Annotated in this window: 21 protein-coding genes; 7 read left to right on the top strand and 14 right to left on the bottom strand. The window is 63.2% G+C overall.

What is annotated here, in order from left to right:
* The first annotated feature begins 170 nt into the window (after window positions 1-170).
* A complete protein-coding gene (locus LPA37_RS01605) occupies window positions 171-374 on the top strand; it encodes a DUF1289 domain-containing protein (RefSeq protein ID WP_228882784.1) in 204 nt (67 codons plus the stop codon).
* A 78-nt stretch (window positions 375-452) separates the two neighbouring features.
* Here LPA37_RS01605 and LPA37_RS01600 read toward each other — a convergent pair whose 3' ends face one another.
* The 4 genes from LPA37_RS01600 to LPA37_RS01585 all read right to left on the bottom strand — a co-directional run bounded on the left by LPA37_RS01600 (window position 453) and on the right by LPA37_RS01585 (window position 5244).
* Entirely contained in the window at window positions 453-1109 is a 657-nt protein-coding gene (locus LPA37_RS01600; RefSeq protein ID WP_267478028.1) for an OmpW/AlkL family protein, read from the bottom strand.
* 69 nt (window positions 1110-1178) lie between these two features.
* Window positions 1179-2369 (bottom strand): NAD(P)H-dependent flavin oxidoreductase, encoded by a 1191-nt coding sequence (locus LPA37_RS01595; RefSeq protein WP_229011153.1) that lies wholly within the window; start codon window positions 2367-2369, stop codon window positions 1179-1181.
* A gap of 248 nt (window positions 2370-2617) precedes the next feature.
* The gene (locus LPA37_RS01590; RefSeq protein WP_228976332.1) at window positions 2618-4210 is read right to left on the bottom strand and encodes an ABC-F family ATPase; all 1593 of its coding nucleotides are present in this window, start codon (window positions 4208-4210) and stop codon (window positions 2618-2620) included.
* Between the two features lie 92 nt (window positions 4211-4302).
* The gene (locus tag LPA37_RS01585; protein ID WP_228976334.1) at window positions 4303-5244 is read right to left on the bottom strand and encodes an NAD(P)-dependent oxidoreductase; all 942 of its coding nucleotides are present in this window, start codon (window positions 5242-5244) and stop codon (window positions 4303-4305) included.
* A gap of 151 nt (window positions 5245-5395) precedes the next feature.
* Here LPA37_RS01585 and LPA37_RS01580 point away from each other — a divergent pair, with 151 nt between their 5' ends.
* Window positions 5396-5605 (top strand): dodecin, encoded by a 210-nt coding sequence (locus LPA37_RS01580; RefSeq protein WP_228976336.1) that lies wholly within the window; start codon window positions 5396-5398, stop codon window positions 5603-5605.
* Window positions 5606-5766: 161 nt separating this feature from the next.
* On the opposite strand, the gene LPA37_RS01575 is transcribed toward LPA37_RS01580, so the two are convergent.
* From LPA37_RS01575 to LPA37_RS01560, 4 genes are all read right to left on the bottom strand, one after another.
* Entirely contained in the window at window positions 5767-6858 is a 1092-nt protein-coding gene (locus LPA37_RS01575; protein ID WP_229011151.1) for a BMP family ABC transporter substrate-binding protein, read from the bottom strand.
* A 68-nt stretch (window positions 6859-6926) separates the two neighbouring features.
* Window positions 6927-7856, bottom strand: a complete 930-nt coding sequence (locus tag LPA37_RS01570; protein WP_228976340.1) for an ABC transporter permease — start codon at window positions 7854-7856, stop codon at window positions 6927-6929.
* A 26-nt stretch (window positions 7857-7882) separates the two neighbouring features.
* On the bottom strand, window positions 7883-8989 hold the full coding sequence (locus LPA37_RS01565; protein WP_228976342.1) for an ABC transporter permease: 1107 nt from the start codon (window positions 8987-8989) through the stop codon (window positions 7883-7885).
* A gap of 70 nt (window positions 8990-9059) precedes the next feature.
* Window positions 9060-10688 (bottom strand): ABC transporter ATP-binding protein, encoded by a 1629-nt coding sequence (locus LPA37_RS01560; RefSeq protein WP_229011149.1) that lies wholly within the window; start codon window positions 10686-10688, stop codon window positions 9060-9062.
* Window positions 10689-10943: 255 nt separating this feature from the next.
* On the opposite strand from LPA37_RS01560, the gene LPA37_RS01555 reads away from it, so the two are divergent.
* Window positions 10944-11876 carry a LysR substrate-binding domain-containing protein gene (locus LPA37_RS01555; protein ID WP_228976346.1) on the top strand — a complete coding sequence of 311 codons (933 nt, stop codon included), beginning with the start codon at window positions 10944-10946 and terminating at the stop codon, window positions 11874-11876.
* Window positions 11877-11963: 87 nt separating this feature from the next.
* Here LPA37_RS01555 and LPA37_RS01550 read toward each other — a convergent pair whose 3' ends face one another.
* A complete protein-coding gene (locus LPA37_RS01550; protein ID WP_229011147.1) occupies window positions 11964-13370 on the bottom strand; it encodes an 8-oxoguanine deaminase in 1407 nt (468 codons plus the stop codon).
* 497 nt (window positions 13371-13867) lie between these two features.
* Here LPA37_RS01550 and uraH point away from each other — a divergent pair, with 497 nt between their 5' ends.
* The 4 genes from uraH to LPA37_RS01530 all read left to right on the top strand — a co-directional run bounded on the left by uraH (window position 13868) and on the right by LPA37_RS01530 (window position 17529).
* Window positions 13868-14221, top strand: a complete 354-nt coding sequence (gene uraH, locus LPA37_RS01545) for a hydroxyisourate hydrolase (RefSeq protein ID WP_228976350.1) — start codon at window positions 13868-13870, stop codon at window positions 14219-14221.
* A 235-nt stretch (window positions 14222-14456) separates the two neighbouring features.
* Window positions 14457-15650: a urate hydroxylase PuuD gene (locus LPA37_RS01540; RefSeq protein WP_228976352.1), complete on the top strand. Its 1194-nt coding sequence runs from the start codon at window positions 14457-14459 to the stop codon at window positions 15648-15650.
* 254 nt (window positions 15651-15904) lie between these two features.
* Entirely contained in the window at window positions 15905-16174 is a 270-nt protein-coding gene (locus LPA37_RS01535; protein WP_229011145.1) for a helix-turn-helix domain-containing protein, read from the top strand.
* Window positions 16171-17529 carry a type II toxin-antitoxin system HipA family toxin gene (locus LPA37_RS01530; protein ID WP_229011142.1) on the top strand — a complete coding sequence of 453 codons (1359 nt, stop codon included), beginning with the start codon at window positions 16171-16173 and terminating at the stop codon, window positions 17527-17529. Before LPA37_RS01535 ends, LPA37_RS01530 begins: the two co-directional genes overlap by 4 nt.
* A 72-nt stretch (window positions 17530-17601) precedes the next feature.
* Here LPA37_RS01530 and LPA37_RS01525 read toward each other — a convergent pair whose 3' ends face one another.
* From LPA37_RS01525 to LPA37_RS01505, 5 genes are all read right to left on the bottom strand, one after another.
* Complete coding sequence (locus LPA37_RS01525) at window positions 17602-18114, bottom strand: ureidoglycolate lyase (RefSeq protein ID WP_229011139.1); 513 nt, start codon at window positions 18112-18114, stop codon at window positions 17602-17604.
* On the bottom strand, window positions 18111-19124 hold the full coding sequence (gene alc, locus LPA37_RS01520) for an allantoicase (RefSeq protein WP_228976365.1): 1014 nt from the start codon (window positions 19122-19124) through the stop codon (window positions 18111-18113). Before alc ends, LPA37_RS01525 begins: the two co-directional genes overlap by 4 nt.
* Before the next feature lie 85 nt (window positions 19125-19209).
* A complete protein-coding gene (gene uraD, locus LPA37_RS01515) occupies window positions 19210-19731 on the bottom strand; it encodes a 2-oxo-4-hydroxy-4-carboxy-5-ureidoimidazoline decarboxylase (protein ID WP_229011137.1) in 522 nt (173 codons plus the stop codon).
* A complete protein-coding gene (puuE, locus tag LPA37_RS01510; RefSeq protein ID WP_228976369.1) occupies window positions 19728-20678 on the bottom strand; it encodes an allantoinase PuuE in 951 nt (316 codons plus the stop codon). The genes uraD and puuE overlap by 4 nt, the downstream gene beginning before the upstream one ends.
* Window positions 20679-20835: 157 nt before the next feature.
* Entirely contained in the window at window positions 20836-21663 is an 828-nt protein-coding gene (locus LPA37_RS01505) for an aspartate/glutamate racemase family protein (protein ID WP_229011135.1), read from the bottom strand.
* Window positions 21664-21669: the final 6 nt, after the last annotated feature.

Below are 21669 nucleotides of genomic sequence, written 5' to 3'. Positions count from 1 at the left end.
ATTCGCATGCGCACGGCGAGGTTGACGTTCGCATGCGGGTGACGCGGTCATGACTGCCATCGCATCCGGCCAGGTCGATCGACCTGGCGCGTCACCCGGATCGGGAATCCGGCGGATCGGTTAACATGTCGAACGGTTTCCGTTCACCCTTCCTTCGCCCGGGCGTTTTCATGGCTTCAAATCTTCACGATCTTCCCGACAGCCCCTGCATCGGTGTCTGCTCGACGCTTTTCGATGAAGTCTGCAAGGGCTGCGGTCGCACCGCCGGCGAAGTGTCGAACTGGGTGTTCCTGAGCGACGACGAAAAGCTCGCGATCTGGGAGCGCATCAAACGCGAAGGCACCGCGATGCGATTCCAGAACGATCACCTCTGAGCAGCCACGTCCGCGCGCGGACGTCAGCAGCGCAACCTGACACGCGGCACCAGGTGCGCCCGGGAACGAAAGCAAACGCTAGAACTTCATCCCGACGCCGATGCCGACCACCAGCGGATCGATATGCAGCGTGCCGAGCGAGGCACCGCCAAGCGACGCATCAGTGTGCATCCAGATCTTCTTGATGTCCGCGTTGACGAAGAGATTTTTCGCCACCTGCACGTCGACGCCTGCCTGTAACGCCGGTCCGAAACTGTGATTGCTGATTGAGACCGGCTGGCCGCCTGCACTCAGGCCATTGTTGTAGAACAACGTGTAGTTGAGGCCGGCGCCGACATAAGGCCGCACCGTCCCCTGATGGTTGAAGTGATATTGCAGCAGCAACGTGGGCGGCAACACGTTCACACCACCCAGACCGCCCAGATTCGATGTCAACTGATGCCGTGACGTACCCAGGATCAGCTCAACGCCGATGTTGTCGCGGATCATGTACGTGAAGTCGAGTTCCGGCACCGTGGCGTTGTTGACGTCGACATTGAGCGCCGACAACGTATTGCTCGTGCTGACTTGCGGCAAGATGCTGATGGCGCGCAGACGCACGAGTACATCACCTGCGTGAATCCCGCCCATGGCTGCCGCCTGAACAGCTTCCTCTGCCGCAGCAGCCTGGCTTGCCGGCATGCACATGCTCAGCGCGCATACCGCCGCGCCTACCCCGTTGGTCCATCTGTTCATCTTTCTTTCCTCGTTGTCGTAAAGCCCCTACATTTTCCAGGGACTTACGACCGGTCGTGTTGACCGGTATCAACGAAGCGAAAACGCACCGTGACGTGCAACCGCCGGTCGCGCTGTGCCTGTCAGCAGCAGCTCAAGCAGATCGCGCACGCTGCGGATCGCGTGGCCGAACGGCAGCGCTTCACGACCGCGAAAGAACAGGCCGTTCGCGACATCGCCGCGCAGCGCGGCCGCGAGGCGCGTGTCGATGCAGAAGTGACCGAACTTCTCGATGCCGTCACGCAATCCGCATGCACTCAGACACTCAAGCGCTGTCGGACACGCCTGCCTGAGCGCGCCGATTTTTGTACGGATACGTTCCTCGTGACGCAGATAGCGTGTGAGCCATGGCGTGCGGACGGCACGCGCCGGCAGCCCCGTCACGCTGACGAATTCAACGATGTCCTCGGGCGTCGCCTCGGCCAGTACGCGCTTGAAATCCGGATGCGCATCGCCCTCCTCGGTGACGGCGAACGGTGTACCGAGCTGCACGCCGCTCGCACCCGCTGCAAGGCACATGCGCACCGCGTCGTGACTGTTGATGCCGCCCGCGACGATCAACGGCACGTCGTTACGACCTAAGCCTAGCGACGCGAACACCGCCTGCATCTCGTCGAGCACGCGCGCGAATTCGAAGCGGCCGTCGTGCATTTCAGTGAGGTTCGTCACGCCAAGGTGGCCGCCCGCGTGCGCGGGATGCTCGATCACGATAGCGTCCGGCAGGCGCCCCTTCTTCATCCACTTCTTCAGTACAAGCGTCGCGCCGCGGCTATCCGACAGGATGGGAATGAGTGCGACATCGAACGCATGCGTCATGTCAGGCAGGTCGAGCGGCAGGCCCGCGCCCATGACGATCGCGTCGGCGCCGTTTTCGCAGGCAACCCGCACGTAATCGGCATGTGCGCTGACGGCTTTCATCACGTTGACGGCGATCATGCCGCGTCCTTCCGAGAGCACACGCGCAGCCCTGATTTCGCGGGCGAGCGCCGTGAGGTTCGCGCGTTCGAGCGTCTCGCGATCAGGATGCGTGCGACATGTCTCGACGAGATCCGCGTGGTGATGCCGCAGGTCGATGCTGGCGATCGTGCCCATCGCGCCTTCGCGGGCGACACTGCCGGCAAGCCGGTGCGCCGATATGCCGACGCCCATCCCACCCTGCACGACCGGCAACAGCGAGCGGCCACGAATCACGAGTGGGGAAAAAGAATGCGCTGGAAACATGAGAGGCCCGCTTCGTCGACATGAAACGTCCATGGTCGCGAATGGGCCAGACCTCGCATTGCGTGAGGTCAAACAAAAGGCGCGTGGACCGGTATCGGCACACCGCTTCCTGATTCAGATCAGCGGCGATGCAAATAGCTTCGCCTGTATTGCGCCCAACGCTGCATCACCGTGGCCGCGTCGCGCCATGAAAAAACCCGCTTCGAGTGAGGAAGCGGGCTCTTGTACCTCGGACCTGCATTGAAACGTTACTGCACGCCCTGGCTCAGCAGGAAGTCTTCGTAATTGCCGCCGAAGTCGTTCAGCGTGCCGTCCGTGCGCACTTCGACGATGCGGTTCGCCAGACCGCTCACGAACTCACGGTCGTGCGAGACGAAAATCAGCGTGCCTTCGTACTTCTCCAGCGCGATCTGCAGCGATTCGATCGATTCCATGTCCATGTGGTTCGTCGGCTCGTCCATCAGCAGCACGTTGTGGCGGCCGAGCATCAGCTTGCCCCAGATCATGCGGCCTTTCTCGCCGCCCGAAAGCACCTTCACCGACTTGCGGATATCGTCCGCGTTGAAAAGCAGCCGGCCCAGCGTGCCGCGCACCGACTGCTCGTCGTCACCTTCCTGACGATAGTTGTCGATCCAGTCCATCAGCGTGATGTCGTCCGGAAACTCTTCGTACGTGTCCTGCGGCATGTAACCGATGTTCGCGTTTTCCGCCCACTTCACCGTGCCGTGATCGAGTTTGATATTGCCGCGCAGCGAACGCAGCAGCGTGGTCTTGCCCGCGCCGTTCTCGCCGATGATCGCAATACGCTCGCCCGGCTGCACGCTCAGGTTGAAGTTCTGGAAGATCGTACGGTCGTACTTCTTCGTAATCGTGTCCGCCACCACCGCGATGTTGTGCAGCTTCTTTTCGTACTCGAAGCGAATGAACGGATTCTGCCGCGACGACGGCTTGAATTCCTCGATCTTGATCTTCTCGATCTGCTTCGCGCGGCTCGTGGCCTGACGCGCCTTCGACTTGTTCGCCGAGAAGCGGCGCACGAAGTCCTGCAGATCGGCGACACGTTCCTTCGCCTTCGCGTTGGCGGTCTGCTGACGCTCGCGTGCCTGCGTGCTGGCGAGCATGTAGTCGTCGTAGTTGCCCGGATAGACCTTCAGCGTGCCGTAATCCATGTCGGCCATGTGCGTGCAGACCTGGTTCAGGAAATGTCGATCGTGCGAGATGATGATCATCGTCGAGTTGTACTGGTTGAGCACGTCTTCCAGCCAGCGGATCGAGTTGATATCCAGGTTGTTGGTCGGTTCGTCCAGCAGCAGCACGTCCGGCTTCGAGAACAGTGCCTGCGCGAGCAGCACGCGCAGCTTCCAGCCCGGCGCCACGTTGCTCATCGGGCCGTTGTGGTCGGCGATCGCGATGCCGATGCCAAGCAGCAGTTCGCCCGCACGTGCTTCGGCCGTGTAGCCGTCGTACTCCGCGAATTTCGCTTCGAGTTCGGCGGCGTGCATGTAGTCGTCGTCGGTGGCGTCGGGGTTCGCGTAGATCGCGTCGCGCTCGGTCATCGCGCCCCACATCTCCGTGTGACCCATCATGACGACGTCGAGCACGCGCACGTCTTCGTACGCAAACTGGTCCTGACGCAATTTACCGAGGCGCACATTCGGTTCGAGCATCACGGTGCCCGAACTCGATTCGAGGTCGCCGCCTAGGATTTTCATGAACGTCGACTTGCCGCAACCGTTCGCTCCGATCAGGCCATAGCGGTTGCCTTCCCCGAATTTGACCGAAATGTTCTCGAAGAGGGGCTTCGGCCCGAATTGCATGGTGATGTTGGCGGTAGACAGCACGGTGCGTCCTTTGAATGTGTTGACTGCGAAAAACCCAACATTTTAGCAGGTTATTGAAACGGGACGCCCTGCCCGGCGCCCCCTCATCGCCGTTACGATCCGGCCCGCTTTGTTCCGCCGTCGCCGCGCGGCGCCTGACGGCGCTCTGGCTGCAATACGTCGATAAATGCCGTGAAATCGGCATCCGCGAGACCTGCCGCGACCGCCAGCCGCAGCAGTTGCTGGACGGTGCCCGAGACCGGCATCGGCGTGCCGGTCTCGACAGCCGTGGCGGCGACCGTCTCGACGTCTTTCTGGAACGTCCTGAAGGCGCCGAGCGGCGCGAAGCCGGTTTGCGTCATGCGCGGCACGAACGTCTGCAACAGCACGGAATCGGCCCAGCCGCCAGCAAGCGCTTCCGTCAGGCGCGAAGCGTCGATGCCGCTGCGTTCGGCAAGGGTGACCGCCTCGGCGATCGCCGCGATGGTCGACGTGACGATCGCCTGGTTGCACAGCTTGGTGGTCTGGCCCGCGCCGGCCGTGCCCATGTGCGTGACGCGCGACGCGTACGCCTTGATCAGCGGCGTGACGGCTTCGACATCGGCGGCCTCACCGCCCGCCATCACGGCCAGCGTGCCGGCTACGGCGCCCGTCGTGCCACCCGAAACCGGCGCGTCGATCCAGCCCACGCCGGCCGCCGCGGCGCGCGCCGCGAGGCTGCGTGTCACGCCCGGCGGAATGCTCGAATGATCGACGATCCAGCGCAATTTCCCTTTTGTGCGATCTCGACCATGAGCGTGCGCATCCGGACCCAGCACGCCGTGTTCGTCGAACACGACCGCTTCGACCGCCGCGGCGTCGGCGACGCATAGCACGATGGCTTCGGCGCACGCCGCGAGTTCACGCGGCGTATCGACGACCGTTGCACCGTCGCCCTGCAACGCCTCGGATTTCGCACGCGTGCGGTTCCAGACATGCACGACATGGCCCGCGCGCAGCAGATGCCTGATCATCGGCGCGCCCATCAGGCCGGGGCCACAGAATCCGGTTTCCACGTTGTTTTCCTTACTGGTCTGGTGTTGAAGTCCTGGCCATGATACCGCCCGCCAGTTGCTGCCGGACGTACCGCGCCGCGCCGGGCACGCTCCGCGCGGGCCGCTAACGGCCTTGTCATTGCCTATACTTTCTTCAACCCAAGGAGGGCTCATGAAAGACCACGTCTACAAGCACATCGAACTGACCGGATCGTCGACGAAATCGAGCGATGACGCCGTGCGTACAGCCATCGAAAAAGCGGCGAAGACGCTGCGAAACCTGCACTGGTTCCAGGTCACGGAGACACGCGGACAGATCGAGAACGACAAGGTCGTCCACTGGCAGGTAACGCTCAAGGTCGGCCTGCGTATCGACGACTAGTACATGCAGTTGCGCCACGAGCGCGCCCGCGATGGTGCGTGCGCGGCGCAACGGAAAAGGGCCATGCCGGTTCGGGCACAGCCCCTGAAAGCGGCGGCCCTGCAAGGTCGCCGTCTGGTCGAAAGTGAACAGCCCGCGGGTGCCGCGGGCTGTTGTCTGCGTTACTTCGGCAGCGAGCCGTCGACGCCTTCCACATACCAGTTGAGGCGTTGCAGTTCCGGATCGGACAGCGTCTTGCCGGCAGGCACCTTCACGCTGCCTGACTGGTCCTTGATCGGGCCGGTAAACACGTCCCACTTGCCGCCGGCAAGTTGGGTGCGTTTCGCTTCGACGTCCTTCTGTGCGTCAGCCGGAATCGCGCCCGTGTTCAGGTCCTCGAGGTTGACGGCCTTTTGCGGGATGCCCCACCACACCGGATCGTTCTTCCACTTGCCGTCCAGCACCTGCTGGATCGCCGCGTTGTAATACACGCCCCAGTGCGCGACCACCGAACCGAGGTGCGCGTCAGGACCGAACTTCTTCATGTCCGAATCCCAGCCGAACGCGTGCACGTGCTTTTCCGAAGCCGTCGCGAGCGTCGCGCTCGAATCGGTGTTCTGCAGCAGCACGTCGGCGCCCTGCCCGATCAGCGTTTCCGCCGCCTGCTTTTCCTTGCCCGGATCGAACCAGCTGTTGATCCAGATAACCTTCGTGTGGATCTTCGGATTCACCGAACGCGCACCAAGTGTGTACGCGTTGATGTTGCGCACCACTTCCGGAATCGGTACCGACGCCACGAAGCCCAGCGTGTTCGTCTTCGTCACGTGGCCCGCGACGACGCCCGCCAGATACGCACCCTGGTACATCCGCACGTCGTACGTGCCGAAGTTCGCGGCCTTCTTGTAGCCTGTCGCGTGCAGGAACACGGTGTCCGGGAAGTCTTTGGCGACCTTCAGTTCGAAGTCCTGGAAGCCGAAGCTCGAACCGATGATGATCTTGTTGCCCTTGTTCGCCAGATCGCGGAACACGCGTTCCGAGTCGGCCGATTCAGGCACGTTTTCGACGCGCGTGATCTTGATCCGGTTGCCGAACTTCGCCTCGACTTCCTTCGAACCCTGATCGTGCGCGAACGTCCAGCCTGCGTCGCCCGGGTTGCCGAGATAGACAAACGCGACGCCCGGCGCATCGGCCGCGCGCGCGGTCTGGGTCAGCGCGGCACCGAGACCCAGCGCGGCGCCGGTCAGCGCGAGCGCGCCCAGTAGTTTTCTTTTCATCGTGGTTTCTCCTGTCGTGTGATGGAAATACTCGAAACAGTTTTGTAATGCGCGGGCTCGCGTCGCCGTCAGCCCGCGGCGAAGAACGGCTTGCCAAGCGAAGCCGGCGCGTTCAGCCGGATCGTGTTCGGATTGCGCGAAATCAGCACCAGCACGACGACGGTCGCGATATAAGGCGTCATCGCGAGGAATTGTGTCGGTACCGGCACGCCGATCGCCTGCGCGTAGAACTGCAGGCCCGTCACCGCGCCGAACAGCAGCGCGCCGATCAGGAGGCGCCCCGGACGCCACGTCGAGAACACGACGAGCGCAAGCGCGATCCAGCCGCGGCCGGACGTCAGCTGCTCCTGCCACAGGTGCAGGTTGACGATCGAGTAGTAGCCGCCCGCGAGACCCGCCATGCCGCCGCCGAACAGCGTCGCGCCGTAGCGCACGCCGATCACTGGAAAGCCGACCGAGTGCGCGACCGCGGGCGATTCGCCGACCGAGCGCAGCACGAGCCCGGCGCGCGTGCGATACAGAAACCAGCCGATCACGGCGAACATCGCGAACGCGAGGTAATCGAGCGGCGTGAGGCTGAAAAACGCAGGCCCGATGACGGGAATCTTCGACAGACCGGGGATCGTCCATGTGTCGATCGTCGCGCGCACGGCGGCCGATGTATACGGCTTGCCGACATAGGCCGACAGGCCGATGCCGAAGATCGTCAGCGAGAGGCCGGTGGCAACCTGGTTGGCGAGCATCGTCAGCGTGAGGAACGCGAACAGCAGCGCCATCGCGAGACCGGCGCCGATGGCCGCCACGACGCCGAGCCAAGGGCTGCCGGTGACGGCGGTCACGGCGTAGCCGGTGACGGCGCCCATCAGCATCATGCCTTCGACGCCCAGGTTGAGTACGCCCGACTTCTCGGTGACGAGTTCGCCCGCGCCCGCGAACATCAGCGGAATGGCGGCGGTGACGGCGCTCGAGGTCAGTGCGCTGGCTTGTTGAATGTCCATGGGGATCGCCGGGAAATCAGTGGGTCTTAATGCGTCTGGGAGGCCACGGTGTGGCGGCGCACGCGGTAGTTCACAAACACGTCGGCACCCAGCAGGCAAAACAGCAGCAGCCCCTGGAACACGCCGGAGAGCGCCTGCGGCAACTGCATCGAGGTCTGCACCGCTTCGCCGCCGAGGTACAGCAGCGCCATCAGCAGGCTCGCGAGCACAATGCCGACCGGATGCAGCCGTCCGACGAACACGACGATGATCGCGGTGAAGCCGTAGCCCGGCGACCACGTCGCCTGCAACTGGCCGATCGGGCCGGCGATCTCACCCATACCGGCGAGACCGGCAAGCGCGCCGCCGATCAGAAGCGACGTCCAGATGGCCTTCTTTTCGGAGAAGCCCGCGTAGCGCGCGGCAAGCGGCGCGAGACCGCCGACGTTCATCCGGTAGCCCGCGAAGCTCTTCTTCATGAACACCCACACCAGCGGAATCGCGATCAGCGTAACGATGACCGACGCGTTCAAACGCGTGCCGTGCAGGAATTTCCAGTGCCAGTCGCCGGCGAACGTCGGATAGAGCGCGTCGCCGCTGAACATCTCCGAAAGCGGGAAATTCATGCCCTGCGGATCGCGCCACGGGCCGCTCACGAGCCAGATCAGCAACTGCGTCGCGACGTAGGTGAACATCAGGCTCGTCAGGATTTCGTTGGTGTTGAAGCGGCTTTTCAGGAGCGCGGGAATCGCCGCCCACGCCATGCCGGCCAGCATGCCGGCGATCATCATCAGGAACAGGATCCACCAGCCCGACGCCTGATCGAAATAAATCGCGACGCCACTCGCGCCGATGCCGCCGAGAATCATCTGCCCTTCGGCGCCGATGTTCCACACGTTCGCGCGATATCCGACCGCGAGCCCAAGGCCGATCAGGCACAGCGGCGAGGCTTTCAGCAGCAGTTCAGACCAGCCGTTGACGCTCGACAGCGGTTCGATGAAGAACGCGTGCATCGCCTCCAGCGGATCACGGCCGACGAGGCCGAAAATGAGAAAGCCGATCGCGAGCGTGAGCAGCGCGGCGATCAATGGCACAGCGAGCCGCATCGTGCGGGAGGGCATCGTGCGCGCTTCGAGTCGGTACGGAAAAATCATGGGTAGCCGTGGTTAGCGTGTTGTTATGTATTCGATCGCAGGGGTTCGGTCTCAGGCTGCGGCCGTGCGTTCAGGCGTGCGCCGGCTCGCCCGCCGGTGGTGGCGGCGTGCCGCCGGCGCCGCCGTTGCGCTCGCCGAAGAGGCCCGCCATCCAGCGGCCGATTTCCTCCGCGTTCGTATCGCCCGTCGCCCGAACCGGCGACAGGCGGCCGCGCGCGAGCACCGCGAGGCGGTCGCAGATGTCGAACAGCTCTTCGAGCTCCTCGGAGATCACCAGGATCGCGACGCCGCTCGCCGACAGGTCGAGCAGCTGCTGACGGATGAACGCCGCCGCGCCGACATCGACGCCCCACGTGGGTTGCGCGACCACCAGCACCTTCGGCGCCTGGAGAATTTCCCGGCCGACGATGTACTTCTGCAGATTGCCGCCCGACAGGCTTTGCGCGATCGCGTCGGGGCCGCCGCAGCGTACGTCGAACGATGCGATGCAACGGTCCGCGAACGCGCGCATCGCCTTCGTGCTGATCCAGCCGGAACTCACCATCTTCTGCCGGTGCGCGGTCAGGAGTGCGTTGTCGGAGAGCGACATCGCCGGCACCGCGCCCCGCCCGAGCCGCTCTTCCGGCACGAACGCAAAGCCGAGCGAACGCCGGCCGCCCGCGCCGAGCCTGCCCGCGGCCTTGCCGCAGATCGTGACCGCTTCGGCCCGGTTGCCGCGCTGCTCGCCGGAGAGGGCCGCCAGCAGTTCTGCCTGACCGTTGCCCGAGACACCCGCAATGCCGAACACTTCGCCCGCGTGAACCGAGAACGACACATCGTCGAGCGATGTGCCGAACGGATCCTCGCTCGCCACGGAGAGATGCTTCACGTCGAGTAGCACATTGCCCGGCGTGTGCGTGCGGCGCTCGTAGTCCGGCAGCGAATGCCCGACCATCAGCTGCGCGAGCGACGCGTGCGTTTCCTCGCGCGGCTTCACGTGGCCCGTCACGCGGCCGCCGCGCATCACCGTCGCGGTGTCGCAGAGTTCCTGGATTTCGTCGAGTTTGTGGCTGATGTAGAGAATGCTGCAGCCTTCGGACGCGAGGCGCTTCAGCGTCGCGAAGAGCTTGCGCACGGCCTGCGGCGTGAGCACCGAGGTCGGCTCGTCCATGATGAGCAGACGCGGATTCTGCAGCAGGCAACGCACGATCTCGACGCGTTGCCGCTCGCCCACCGTCAGGCTGTGCACGTGGCGCTGCGGATCGATGTCGAGGCCGTAATCGGCCGATACTTCGCGGATGCGCCGGGAGAGTGTCTTGAGGTCGAACGGATCGTCGAGCGCGAGCGCGATGTTTTCGCCGACGGTCAGCGTCTCGAAGAGCGAAAAGTGCTGGAACACCATGCCGATACCGAGCTTGCGCGCGGCCGCCGGGCTCGCGATCTCGACGGCTTGCCCTTCCCAGCGGATCTCGCCCGCGTCGGGCCGCACCGAGCCGTAGATGATCTTCATCAGCGTGCTCTTGCCCGCGCCGTTTTCGCCGAGGACCGCGTGGATTTCGCCGGGCTCGACGACAAGCGTCACGTCGTCGTTGGCGCGCACGGCCGGATATTGTTTGCTGATGCCCGACAGTGCGAGACGCGGCGCGGCCGCGGCTTTCGCCGGCGATGTACCCGCGGGCCGTTCGGCGGCGTCGCCGCCCCAGGTGGAAATGTCGACCATGTAATTCCGTTGTTCGCAGTGACTGCCCTTTCGCAACGCGGCCGTCCGAAGCCGTGCGAAGCGCGCTGGACGACGTTGCAGCCGGGTGACAATACCTAATTCGACACAACCCGTCGAGCCATCAAAATTCCCGGAAACCCGCGTCGCAACAAGGCGTTGCGGGTAAGCCTCCCTTGACGGCTCTTTCTGTCCATACTAAAACGCATATACCCCAAAGCCCATTCGATCAGCCAGAACATATATTCCGGAGAAGTCATGAGTCAGCAACGCGAGGCGATCGATACTTACTTACTACGCGTCTTGCACACGCTGTTGATGGAACGCAGCGTGACCCGCGCGGCGGTCAAGCTCAACCAGTCACAACCCGCCATCAGCGCGGCGCTGCGCCGCCTGCGCGACATCACCGGCGACCCGCTGCTGGTGCGCGGCAAGTCCGGCATGGTGCCGACCGAGTATGGGCTGCGTCTGCTCGAACCCGTGCAGAACGCACTGCGCGAAATCGAGCGCATCAAGTTCCAGCAGCACAATTTCGATCCTGCCACGTCCATTCGCTGCTACCGCATCGGTTGCCCGGATTACCTCAACGTGCTGTTCGTGCCGACGGTCGTCGAACGCTTCCGTCAGGCTGCGCCGAACGCGACGCTCGAGTTTCATTCGCTCGGCCCCTCCTTCGACTACGAGCTCGCGCTCGAGGACGGCAAGCTCGATACCGTCGTCGGCAACTGGCCGGAACCGCCTGAGCAACTGCATCTGTCGAATCTGTTCGTCGACCAGATCGTATGCCTGATGAGCAACACGCATCCGTTCGCCAAACGCGGCGGCCTGACGCTCGACCAGTACCTGAACGCCCCGCATCTCGCACCGACGCCGTATTCGGTGGGCCAGCGCGGCGCGATCGACGTTCACCTCGCGCGTGAACGTCTCAAACGCCATGTCGTCGTGACACTGCCTTACTTCAACCTCGCGCCGTATGTGCTGGTCAAGTCCGATCTGATCTTCACCACGACGCGTCTTTTCGCCGATCACTACGCGAAGTTCCTGCCGCTCACCGTCGTGCCCGCGCCGCTCGATTTTCCGCCGATGCAGTACTACCAGTTGTGGCACGAGCGCTGCCATTACTCCGATGAAGTGCGCTGGCTCAGAAGCCTCGTCTCCGAAGCGACCCGCACGCTGATCGACAAGCCTTAAGCGTTCTCTTCGACGTTCACACCAGCGCGCGGAACGCGTGGCCGGTGCGAATGTCTTTCTTCTTGCGTCCTTCGTCCTGCGTGCAGCTCAGGCCGCGGCTTCGTACAGACTTTTCGCCAGACGGTTGTGCTGCTCGATCACCGTGCCCAGCTCGACCGTCGTCAAAACGCCGTCCTTCACCACGATCTTTCCGCCAATCACGCTGTACGCAACCTGTGACGGCGCGCAGAACACAAGCGCGGCAACCGGGTCGTGCAACGCGCCGGCGAACAACGGCTGACGCAGGTCGAACGCGACAAAATCCGCTGCCATGCCGGGCGCCAGCGCGCCGATATCGTCGCGATTGAGCACCTTCGCGCCACCGAGCGTCGCGATTTCGAGCGCTTCGCGCGCAGTCATCGCCTCGGGACCGAACCCGACGCGCTGAAGCAGCAGCGCCTGACGCACTTCGGCGACCATCTGCGCGCCGTCGTTCGACGCGGAACCATCGACACCGAGACCCACCGGCACGCCCGCGAGCCGCATCTTTTTCACCGGCGCGATTCCGGACGCAAGCCGCATGTTCGAACACGGACAATGCGCGACGCCGGTTCCGGTCCGTGCGAAGAGTGCGATGCCTTCGTCGTCGAGCTGCACACAGTGCGCGTGCCACACGTCATGCCCGACCCAGCCGAGATCTTCCGCGTACTGCGCCGGCGTCATGCCGAACTTCTCGCGGCTGTACGCGATGTCGTTGACGTTCTCCGCCAGATGCGTGTGCAGCGACACGCCATACTGCCGCGCGAGCGCCGCCGATTCGCGCATCAGGTCGCGGCTCACCGAAAACGGCGAGCAGGGCGCGACGACCATCCGCAGCATCGCGTAGCGACCGTCGTCGTGATACGTCTCGATCAGCCGCTGCGTGTCCTTCAGGATGTCCGCTTCTTTTTCGACGACCGGATCCGGCGGCAATCCGCCATCCTTCTGCCCGACGCTCATGCTGCCGCGGCTCGCATGAAAACGCATGCCGATGCGCTGCGCGGCCACGATGCTGTCGTCGAGCCGGCTGCCGTTCGGATAGATGTACAGATGGTCGCTCGACGTCGTGCAGCCGGAAAGCAGCAGTTCGGCCATCGCGGTCAGCGTCGACACTTCGATCATCTCCGGCGTGAGGTTCGCCCACACCTTGTACAGATTCGTCAGCCAGCCGAAAAGCTCCGCATCCTGCGCGGCGGGAATGGCCCGCGTCAGGCTTTGATACATGTGGTGATGGGTGTTGACGAGCCCCGGAATCACGAGGTGTCCGCGCATGTCGAGCACTTCGTCGGCGCTTTCTGGCAGTTCGTGGGTCGGGCCCGCCGCGACGATCCGGTTGTCTTCGATATAGAGGCCGCCGTCGCGTATTTCGCGCCGCGTGGCATCCATGGTGACCAGCACGTCGGCGTGCTTCACCAGCATCGTCCGGCCGCGCCTTGGTGTCTGTGATATCTGTGATGTTTGTGTCTGCATCGTCATTCGTGTCTCCCGGTTCCCGCGAGGTTGATACCGTCCGAACGCGATGCGGCGAGCACGCTCCGGCGCCGCCGCGTCCATTCGAACGCCGTTGGCCCGGTTACCCAGCGTACAGCGCCGTCTTCGGGATGCACAGCACGCTGCGCATTGGCGTAACCTTCAGCGGCCAAAATTGCGCTGGCAATTCACCCAGTCGCCATACTTGTCTTCACAAACCCGATATACCGGTCCTTTTCTGACGTCGGCAGGATCGGTCCAGGTTTCGGCGTGCCCGGGAAAACCCGTATCCAGCGGACGTGAAACGCGTATATATATGCGCCAGGTATTATCTTTCCTATCGGGCACGCGCGGACGCAACATCCTTTTTACAATGGCTCCCACGGCGCTCGCTTCAATTCGCCGACGGGTATGTAGCCACTGACGTGGAGCCTCGATCCGCCGCAACGTATTCTGGATCGGGCCGCCGCTGAAACTCGCAATTTACACAAGGAAAACTGCGAATGGGCAAGCTCACTACCCACGTGCTCGACACCGCGAACGGCCGTCCCGGCGCCGGCATCAAGGTCGAACTCTTCGCGCTCTCCGGCGACACGCGCCGCGCGATCAAAACCACCACCACCAATCACGACGGCCGTTGCGATGCGCCCCTGCTCGAAGGCGACGCACTCGTTACCGGCGAATACGAACTCGTGTTCCATGCAGGCGACTACTTTGCCGGGACCGGCACGCAAGCACCCGAACCGCGCTTCGTCGATCGTGTCGTGCTGCGTTTTGGCGTCGCCGATGCGGGCGCGCACTGGCATGTGCCGCTGCTGGTGTCGCCGTGGTCATGGAGCACGTATCGCGGCAGTTAGGGCGGCAGCGGTTGTCTCGATGCATGCAAGGAACAGACGGTCAGCGGATATGAACCGGCAGCCCTGGTGAAAACCGCACACCCGCGCACCGCGCTCACTCCGACACAACCCGACTGGATAGCAACGACCCGCAATACCGCCGCGTTTTGCAGATGCCAGGAGACGCACCTGCAAAACGCCGTCGAATCGAATAGCAAGGCGCTACGCGCCAACGAATGAGAAGTGGAGGCGTTTCATGGAAGGCTTTATCACCGACTGGCTGAATCTCGCGATTCGCTGGTTTCACGTTATCGCTGCGATCGCCTGGATCGGCGAATCGTTTTATTTCGTCGCGCTCGACAACAGCCTGAAACCACCGACTGACCCGAACCAGCGTCGCCGGGGGGTCTTCGGCGAGCTGTGGCATGTGCACGGCGGCGGCTTCTACAACATGCAGAAGTACACCGTCGCGCCGCCGGAAATGCCGGAAGACCTGCACTGGTCCAAGTGGCCGTCGTACACGACGTGGCTCTCGGGCTTCGGCCTTTTCACCGTGCTGTATCTGTTCGCACCGAACACCTACCTGATCGACAAGAACGTGCTCGACATGGGCCCCGTCGTCGCGATCTTTTCGGCGCTTGGGTTCCTGATGGCCGGCTGGATTGTCTATGACTCGCTGTGCCGCCTGCTGGGCAACAAGGACCGCGTGCTCGGCATCTGCGTCGGCATCTATGTGCTGATCGCGGCATGGCTTGCCTGCCACATCTTCGCGGGCCGCGCCGCGTATCTGATCATGGGCGCGATGCTCGCGACGATCATGTCGGCGAACGTGTTCTTCGTGATCATCCCGGGTCAGCGCAAGATGGTCGACGCAATGCTCAAGGGCGAAGTGCCGAATCCGGTCTACGGCAAGCGCGGCAAGCAGCGCTCGGTACACAACACGTATTTCACGCTGCCGGTCGTGTTCGCGATGCTCTCGAACCACTACGCGATGACGTACACGCATCCGTACAACTGGGCCGTGCTCGTCGTGATCATGCTGGCGGGCGCGCTGATCCGCCAGTTCTTCGTGATGCGCCATCGCGGCCAGGTGCTGTGGTATCTGCCGCTGGTCGGGATTGCGTTGATGTTCGTCGCCGTGGCCTCTACGATGCCCAAGCCTGTGGTCGCGCAGGCACAGGCCGCGAACGCGCCCGTCCTCAAGATCGCCGACATCCAGCCGGTGTTGCAGCAGCGGTGCGTCGCCTGCCACTCCGCGCACCCGACGATGATGGGTAGCGCGCCGGCCGGCGTGCTGTTCGATACGCCCGACGAAATCTCGCGGAACGCGCAGCGGATTTATCAGCAGGCGGTGACGCTGAAAGCAATGCCGCTTGGCAACGTCACGCACATGACCGACGACGAGCGGCAGAAAATCGCCGCGTGGTTCCAGGGCGGTGCGATCAAATAGCGCTACTTATCGGGTGCTACGGGACATCGGGCTTCCAGTTTCCCTGTTACGGTGCATCAGAACGGGCCTTTGCGGAAGCAAAGGCCCGTTTTCATCTGAAGCCCGGAATAGTTATGTCTGTATCTCTTGGGCTACATTTTTGGCGCTATTAGCTATTTATGCAGCCTTTGGGCTACAAGTTAGCGTGGAAAGTTTGTATCCTGTGGGCTACAATAAATTGCATAAACCCGCCTATTGATGCCCAAGGGCTACATATGACCACGCTCGCAGACGTCTCGGACATGCTAAAGGATGTCCGCCATGAAACCGCCCTTTCACAGGGCGAACTGGCTCGACGCGCCGGTGTCGCGCGCACGACAGTCGCCCGTATGGAAACGCTGGCGAGAGGCGACATGAGCGTGTCGGTTCTTGTCCGCCTGCTGGAGGCCGCCGGTTACGATCTGAAAGTTGTTGCTCACGGGCACGGTCGCACGCTTGAGGACATCCTCGCCGAGCAGCGTGCATCGAGCGGGCCGGCGCAATGAGGCTTGATGTTCATGTGCAAGGCCGCAAGGTCGCCTCGCTGTTTCGTGAGCGCGACGACTACGTGCTCAAGTATGGGCGTGACGTCGCGGCAACCGATTTCATCAGCCTCGCGATGCCGGTGCGCGAAGAAGCGTGGCGCTGGCCGCGCGACCTGCATCCTTTCTTTCGCCAGAACCTCCCCGAAGGTTATCTGCTGGGCCTGATCCGCGAGCAGTTCGGGCCTTTGCTCGACGGCACCGACCTGTCGCTCCTTGCCGTGGTCGGCGCTATGGGAATTGGCCGTGTCACGGTGACCCCGGAAGGCGTCGCGCCCGGAACGGAACTGCAGGCGCTCGACGTCAAGGAAATTCTTCAGGGCGACAACACGGCGGATCACTTCGCCCAGCTGGTTCGCCAATACGCGCGGGCGGCTATCTCCGGCGCTGTTCCGAAGTTCATCGCGCCGGAAAGCGATACCGCCAGCCAGGCAACGCCGCCACTGCCGCTCGGCAAATCGACGATCAAGACGAGCCGGTATATCGTCAAAGGCTCGGACGAGAACACGCCGTTTCTCGGCTTCAACGAGTTCTACTCGATGCGCGTACTAGACAAGCTCGACGTCGCGCCTGTTGCACGCACGCAGATGTCCGACGATGGCCGCGCGCTCGTTGTCGAACGTTTCGACGTGAACGAAGCAGGATTGCCGGTGCATGGCGTCGAGGACATGTGCGGCCTGCTCGGTCTGCCGCCGCACGAAAAGTACAACTCGACGACCGAGAAAATGGTCAACGCAGCAAAAGCGTATCTGCTTCAGCGGGACAGTCTGCGCCTGCAGCTCGAACAGCTCGCGTGGCACCTGCTGACGAACTACGTTGTCCGCAACGCCGACTGTCACACGAAGAACGTGGCGCTCTTCTACACGTCCGTCGACGATGTCGCGTTCACGCCCGCGTACGACATCGTAACGACCCAGGCTTATCCGCGCTTCGCGGCGAACCCGCCGGGGCTACCCGTCGATGGCCGCAAGACATGGGCGGCCGGAAAGACACTCGAACGTTTCTTCAACACGCGAGCCGGTATTGCGCCGCGTGTTTATGCGACGATGGTCGAAGCACTCTGCGACTCAGCGGTATCCGTGGGTCACGAGGTGATCGCGGCGGCCAATAACGAGCCGCAGTGGCGCACCGTGGCCAAACAGATGCTGCACGCGTGGAATGAAGGAATGGAATCGTTGCGTCGCCCCAGAAAGAGCGTGCACTTCAAGGGGCTGACATCTGCGATAGAAGCCGCTGGATTCTCGGATCCGGAGCCGGCCGAACCCCCGCGAAAAGTCGTCGGACGCTCGCCGCTACTGGGCAAACGCGGCGGAATTTAGGCCCCGACTGCCCCGGCAAACAAAAAACCCACGGATGCCGTGGGTTTTTTTCGCATCGAACCGTCCATGCAGTCAGGCCGACACTGCGCTCAATGCATCTTCGGTAAGCCAGAGCGATTCGGCCAGATCCTGCTCGTTGAGATTCAGCCCGTCGCCGCCACGATCGACGACGACAAAATCGCTTACCTCGCCGAGCGCGATCAACGGATGGTGCCAGACGCCCTTCGCGTAGTTCACGCCCTGCCAGCCACTCGTGACGAACGCGCGAATCTCCGCCGCATCCAGATCGCCCGTCGGCGCCACGACCACCAGATACGGCTTGTCGTTGAGCGGCACGAACGCCTGGCTTCCCAACGGATGCCGCTCGAGCATTTTCACCTCGAACGGCAGCACGCGCGGCTGTCCGCGAAACAGGTTGACGAGCGTGCGGCCGCCCTCGTCCGTCACATCGACTTTCGCGAGATCGTGAAAGCGGATCGTCGTGCCGAGATTGATCGGAATCTGCTTCGCGCCTTCGAGTTCGATCACGTCGCCGAACGGGGCGAACGCTTCGCGCGTCAACGGTTCGATGGCGAGCGTTTTCATGATGCGAGCGTGCCCCACAGACGCAGACGCGACACACCACCGTCCGGAATGATGTTAAAGCGCACGTGCGTGACCGGCCCGAGCGCCGCAAGCTCGCTTTCGAAGTCATGCTGCTTGTCCATCTGCAGTTTCTGTTCGCCGAGCAACACCGGCCAGAACATCGCCTGCGTGACGAGCGAGCTGTCCGTGCCGCCCGTCACGTACGCAGCCTGGATCGAGCAGCGGTCCGGGAAGTTGCCCTTGAAATGGGCCGTGTCGACTTCGATCTTCCTGATGACGCCCGGTTGCGCCAGCGCCACGATCGCCCAGTCGTTACCCGGCTCGCGACGACGGCGCGTTTCCCAGCCGTCACCCATGTTCACACCGCGGCCCGGCATCAGGATCGTCGATGCGGCACCGAAGTGCTGGTTGTTCGCAGCCACGAGATACGCACCGTTTTCCATCGCGGCCAGATCGAACTGTTCGGTGCGGCTCGCGCCCGCCCAGTCGACCTGCGGCTGACCATACACGCGCAGGCGCGCAATGCCGCCGTCCGGATAGATATTGACGCGCAGATGCGTGAACGCGTTCGCATCTGCGACGTCGACGTAGTGATGGCTGTTGCCCTGCAACGTCATCGAAGGAACGATTTCGGTCCATTGCGTCGACGGGTTCGGCGCGCCATCCACTACACGCGCCGCTTCAACCGAAGCCGCCGGCGGAAAATTGCCGGTGAAGTGGCTCGTGTCGATATCGAGACCCTTGATCACACCCGGGCGCGCGAGCTTCACGATGCACCAGTCGTAGCCGCTGACGCGCTTGCGACGCGTCTCCCAGCCGTCCATCCACTTGCCGTGTTCGTCGTATTTGCCCGGAATGAAGACCGCCGGCTCGGGATTCAGCATGCGTTCTTTCGGCGCGAAGAAATCGTCGCTGGTTTCGAGCGCCTGTGCGCCCAGACGCGGATCCGCCAGGTTCACATAACGGCGCGTGAAGTCGGGGGCGTTGGGATCGAGAGTCGGGAGTGCCATCGTTGTCTTCCTTTGTGTCTGTTAATGCAAAAAGCGCTTCGATTTCGGTTCGGCCTGCGTGATGCGTCCGGCGCACCGGACGCACTTACGCGTCGATCAGGTCGTCGAGTCTGAAGCGTGCGATGCGATAGATCTGGTCGAGGCTCGCGCGCAACTCGTCCGCACGGCTATTGTTCACGCGCGCCTCGAAGTTCGCGATGATGTCGTGGCGGTCATAGCCGCGCACCGCGAGAACGAACGGGAAGCCGAACTTCTCGCGATAAGCCTGGTTCAGGTGCAGCAGCCTGTCGAACTCTTCCTGCGTGCACTGCGAGAGGCCCGCGCCGCTCTGCTCGCGCGTCGACTCGGCGGTCAGTTCGCCGCGCACCGCGGCTTTCCCGGCGAGCTCCGGGTGAGCGTTGATGAGCGCCAGCTGTTTCGCTTCACCGGCTGTTTCGACCGCGTGCGACATCGTGCGATGCAACGCGTCGATATCGACGTAAGGCCGTTGCGAAGCGGCGATTTCCGCGACCCACGGCGAGTGCTCGAAAATGCCTGACAACGCCGCGACGAACGCGTCGGTCGAGGTGTGATTGAGCTGGTCGAGGGTATATTGCATGGCCTTCATACCGCTGCCCCGTGGTGATTGTTCTGGTAAGGATGATGTTCGCGCCAGTGACGCGCGATATCGACGCGCCGTGTTACCCAGACGCGATCGTGCTGCTCGATATGATCGAGAAAACGCTGCAATGCCCGGAAGCGGCCCGGACGGCCCAGCAGCCGGCAATGCATGCCGATCGACAGCATCTTCGGTGCTTCGCCGCCCTCTTCGTAAAGCACGTCGAACGCATCGCGCAGATACGTGAAAAAGTGATCGGCGGTGTTAAAGCCCTGCGGGCTTGCGAAACGCATGTCGTTGGTGTCGAGCGTGTAGGGCACGATCAGTTGCGGTTTCGTTTCGCCGCCCGTCACTTCGACGTCCATCCAGAACGGCAGGTCGTCGCCGTAATAATCCGAGTCGTACAGAAAGCCGCCGTATTCGGCGACGAGACGATGGGTGTTCGGACTGTCGCGACCGGTGTACCAGCCGAGCGGACGCTCGCCCGTGATGCGTTCGATCGCTTCCATACCAAGACGCATGTGCTCTGCTTCTTTCTCCGGCGACATGTCCTGATAGTGAATCCAGCGATACCCGTGGCATGCGATCTCATGACCGAGCTCGACAAATGCGCGCGCGAGGTCCGGATTACGTTCGACCGCCATGCCCACGCCAAACACGGTCAGCGGCAGCCGGCGCTTTTCGAATTCGCGCAGGATGCGCCACACGCCGGCGCGCGAGCCATATTCGTAGATCGACTCCATGCTCATGTGTCGGGACGGATAGGCCGCCGCACCGACGATTTCCGACAGGAACTGCTCCGAGCCCGGATCGCCATGCAGCACGCAGTTCTCGCCGCCTTCTTCGTAGTTGAGCACGAACTGCACGGCGACGCGGGCGCGACCGGGCCAGTTCGCCTGCACCGGATGCCGGCCGTAGCCGATCAGATCGCGTGGGTAGTTCGAATCGAATGACATGATTTTGACGAAAACAGGGTAATGACGTTGCGACGGGAATTCGCGGGGGCGACAGGCGCGAAACGGCGAAAAGCCGTATCGCTATCCTGCCACCAGGACGAAGTCAGTGTAGCGAAAACACCCGGATGCGCCCATACATCCGGACAGATAGTGCGGGTCAGACGGAATGTATGTGCGTCGGCGCCGTGGGCGCGGCTTCGCCCGCCGAACCGCTCGCGTTTACCCCTGGTGCAGCTGCATCTGTCGCATCGCCCGTCGGGCTGAAGCGCGCGAACTCGCCGTCGTAGCGCTTTGCCAGCGGCCGCGCATAATCGCCGCGCTTGGCTGTACCCAGACGCAGCGACACCAGGGCCTCCACCCATTTGACCGCCGCCGTGACGCCTTCGATAACCGGCGCACCCAGCGCATCCTCGATTTCCGCGCACAGTTCGGCCATGCCCGCGCAACCGAGCACGATCGCGTCCGAACCGTCTTCGTCGAGCGCCCGGCGGCATTCGTCGAGGATGATGCGACGCGCCGCCGACCCCGGACGGTCGAGTTCGAGCACGGCGACGTCTGTCGCGCGCACGTTGCGGCAGAAACGCTTCATGCCGTAGCGCTCAGCGAGATGCCATGCCATGCCGCAGGTGCGCGACAGCGTCGTCACGACGGAGAAGCCCGGTGCCAGCACGCTCGCCGCGTGCATCGCGGCTTCGGCAATGCCGATCACCGGTCCACGCGCCAGTTCGCGTGCCGCGTACAACCCCGGATCGCCGAAACACGCGATCACGTAGCCGTCGAAGCCCTCCCGCTCGCCCGCCGCGATCTCGGCCAGCAGGCCCGGCGTGGCCAGCGCTTCGTCGTAATAGCCTTCGATGGACGGCGGCCCCATCTTCGGGCTGACCGCAACGAGCTCGGTGCCGGGCGCGACGACATCACGGGCACAGCGGCCCATCGCGTCCGTCATCCGTTGCGTCGTGTTGGGATTGATGAGCTTGATACGCATGTCGAC

This window comes from Paraburkholderia gardini (genome assembly GCF_907164545.1).
GTDB lineage: Bacteria > Pseudomonadota > Gammaproteobacteria > Burkholderiales > Burkholderiaceae > Paraburkholderia > Paraburkholderia gardini.
The sequence above is the reverse complement of the archived record's forward strand: the minus strand, read 5'-3'. Positions and strand labels throughout refer to the sequence as shown.

Excerpts from the sequence above, each read along its gene's own strand:
- puuE (WP_228976369.1), bottom strand. The coding sequence starts at position 20,678 with ATGTCATTCGATTCGAACTACCCACGCGATCTGATCGGCTACGGCCGG.
- LPA37_RS01530 (WP_229011142.1), top strand. The coding sequence starts at position 16,171 with ATGAGGCTTGATGTTCATGTGCAAGGCCGCAAGGTCGCCTCGCTGTTT.
- LPA37_RS01595 (WP_229011153.1), bottom strand. The coding sequence starts at position 2,369 with ATGTTTCCAGCGCATTCTTTTTCCCCACTCGTGATTCGTGGCCGCTCG.
- LPA37_RS01575 (WP_229011151.1), bottom strand. The coding sequence starts at position 6,858 with ATGAAAAGAAAACTACTGGGCGCGCTCGCGCTGACCGGCGCCGCGCTG.
- LPA37_RS01525 (WP_229011139.1), bottom strand. The coding sequence starts at position 18,114 with ATGAAAACGCTCGCCATCGAACCGTTGACGCGCGAAGCGTTCGCCCCG.
- LPA37_RS01505 (WP_229011135.1), bottom strand. The coding sequence starts at position 21,663 with ATGCGTATCAAGCTCATCAATCCCAACACGACGCAACGGATGACGGAC.
- uraD (WP_229011137.1), bottom strand. The coding sequence starts at position 19,731 with ATGAAGGCCATGCAATATACCCTCGACCAGCTCAATCACACCTCGACC.
- LPA37_RS01550 (WP_229011147.1), bottom strand. The coding sequence starts at position 13,370 with ATGACGATGCAGACACAAACATCACAGATATCACAGACACCAAGGCGC.
- LPA37_RS01535 (WP_229011145.1), top strand. The coding sequence starts at position 15,905 with ATGACCACGCTCGCAGACGTCTCGGACATGCTAAAGGATGTCCGCCAT.
- LPA37_RS01600 (WP_267478028.1), bottom strand. The coding sequence starts at position 1,109 with ATGAACAGATGGACCAACGGGGTAGGCGCGGCGGTATGCGCGCTGAGC.
- alc (WP_228976365.1), bottom strand. The coding sequence starts at position 19,124 with ATGGCACTCCCGACTCTCGATCCCAACGCCCCCGACTTCACGCGCCGT.
- LPA37_RS01570 (WP_228976340.1), bottom strand. The coding sequence starts at position 7,856 with ATGGACATTCAACAAGCCAGCGCACTGACCTCGAGCGCCGTCACCGCC.
- LPA37_RS01580 (WP_228976336.1), top strand. The coding sequence starts at position 5,396 with ATGAAAGACCACGTCTACAAGCACATCGAACTGACCGGATCGTCGACG.
- LPA37_RS01560 (WP_229011149.1), bottom strand. The coding sequence starts at position 10,688 with ATGGTCGACATTTCCACCTGGGGCGGCGACGCCGCCGAACGGCCCGCG.
- LPA37_RS01555 (WP_228976346.1), top strand. The coding sequence starts at position 10,944 with ATGAGTCAGCAACGCGAGGCGATCGATACTTACTTACTACGCGTCTTG.
- LPA37_RS01540 (WP_228976352.1), top strand. The coding sequence starts at position 14,457 with ATGGAAGGCTTTATCACCGACTGGCTGAATCTCGCGATTCGCTGGTTT.
- uraH (WP_228976350.1), top strand. The coding sequence starts at position 13,868 with ATGGGCAAGCTCACTACCCACGTGCTCGACACCGCGAACGGCCGTCCC.
- LPA37_RS01605 (WP_228882784.1), top strand. The coding sequence starts at position 171 with ATGGCTTCAAATCTTCACGATCTTCCCGACAGCCCCTGCATCGGTGTC.
- LPA37_RS01565 (WP_228976342.1), bottom strand. The coding sequence starts at position 8,989 with ATGATTTTTCCGTACCGACTCGAAGCGCGCACGATGCCCTCCCGCACG.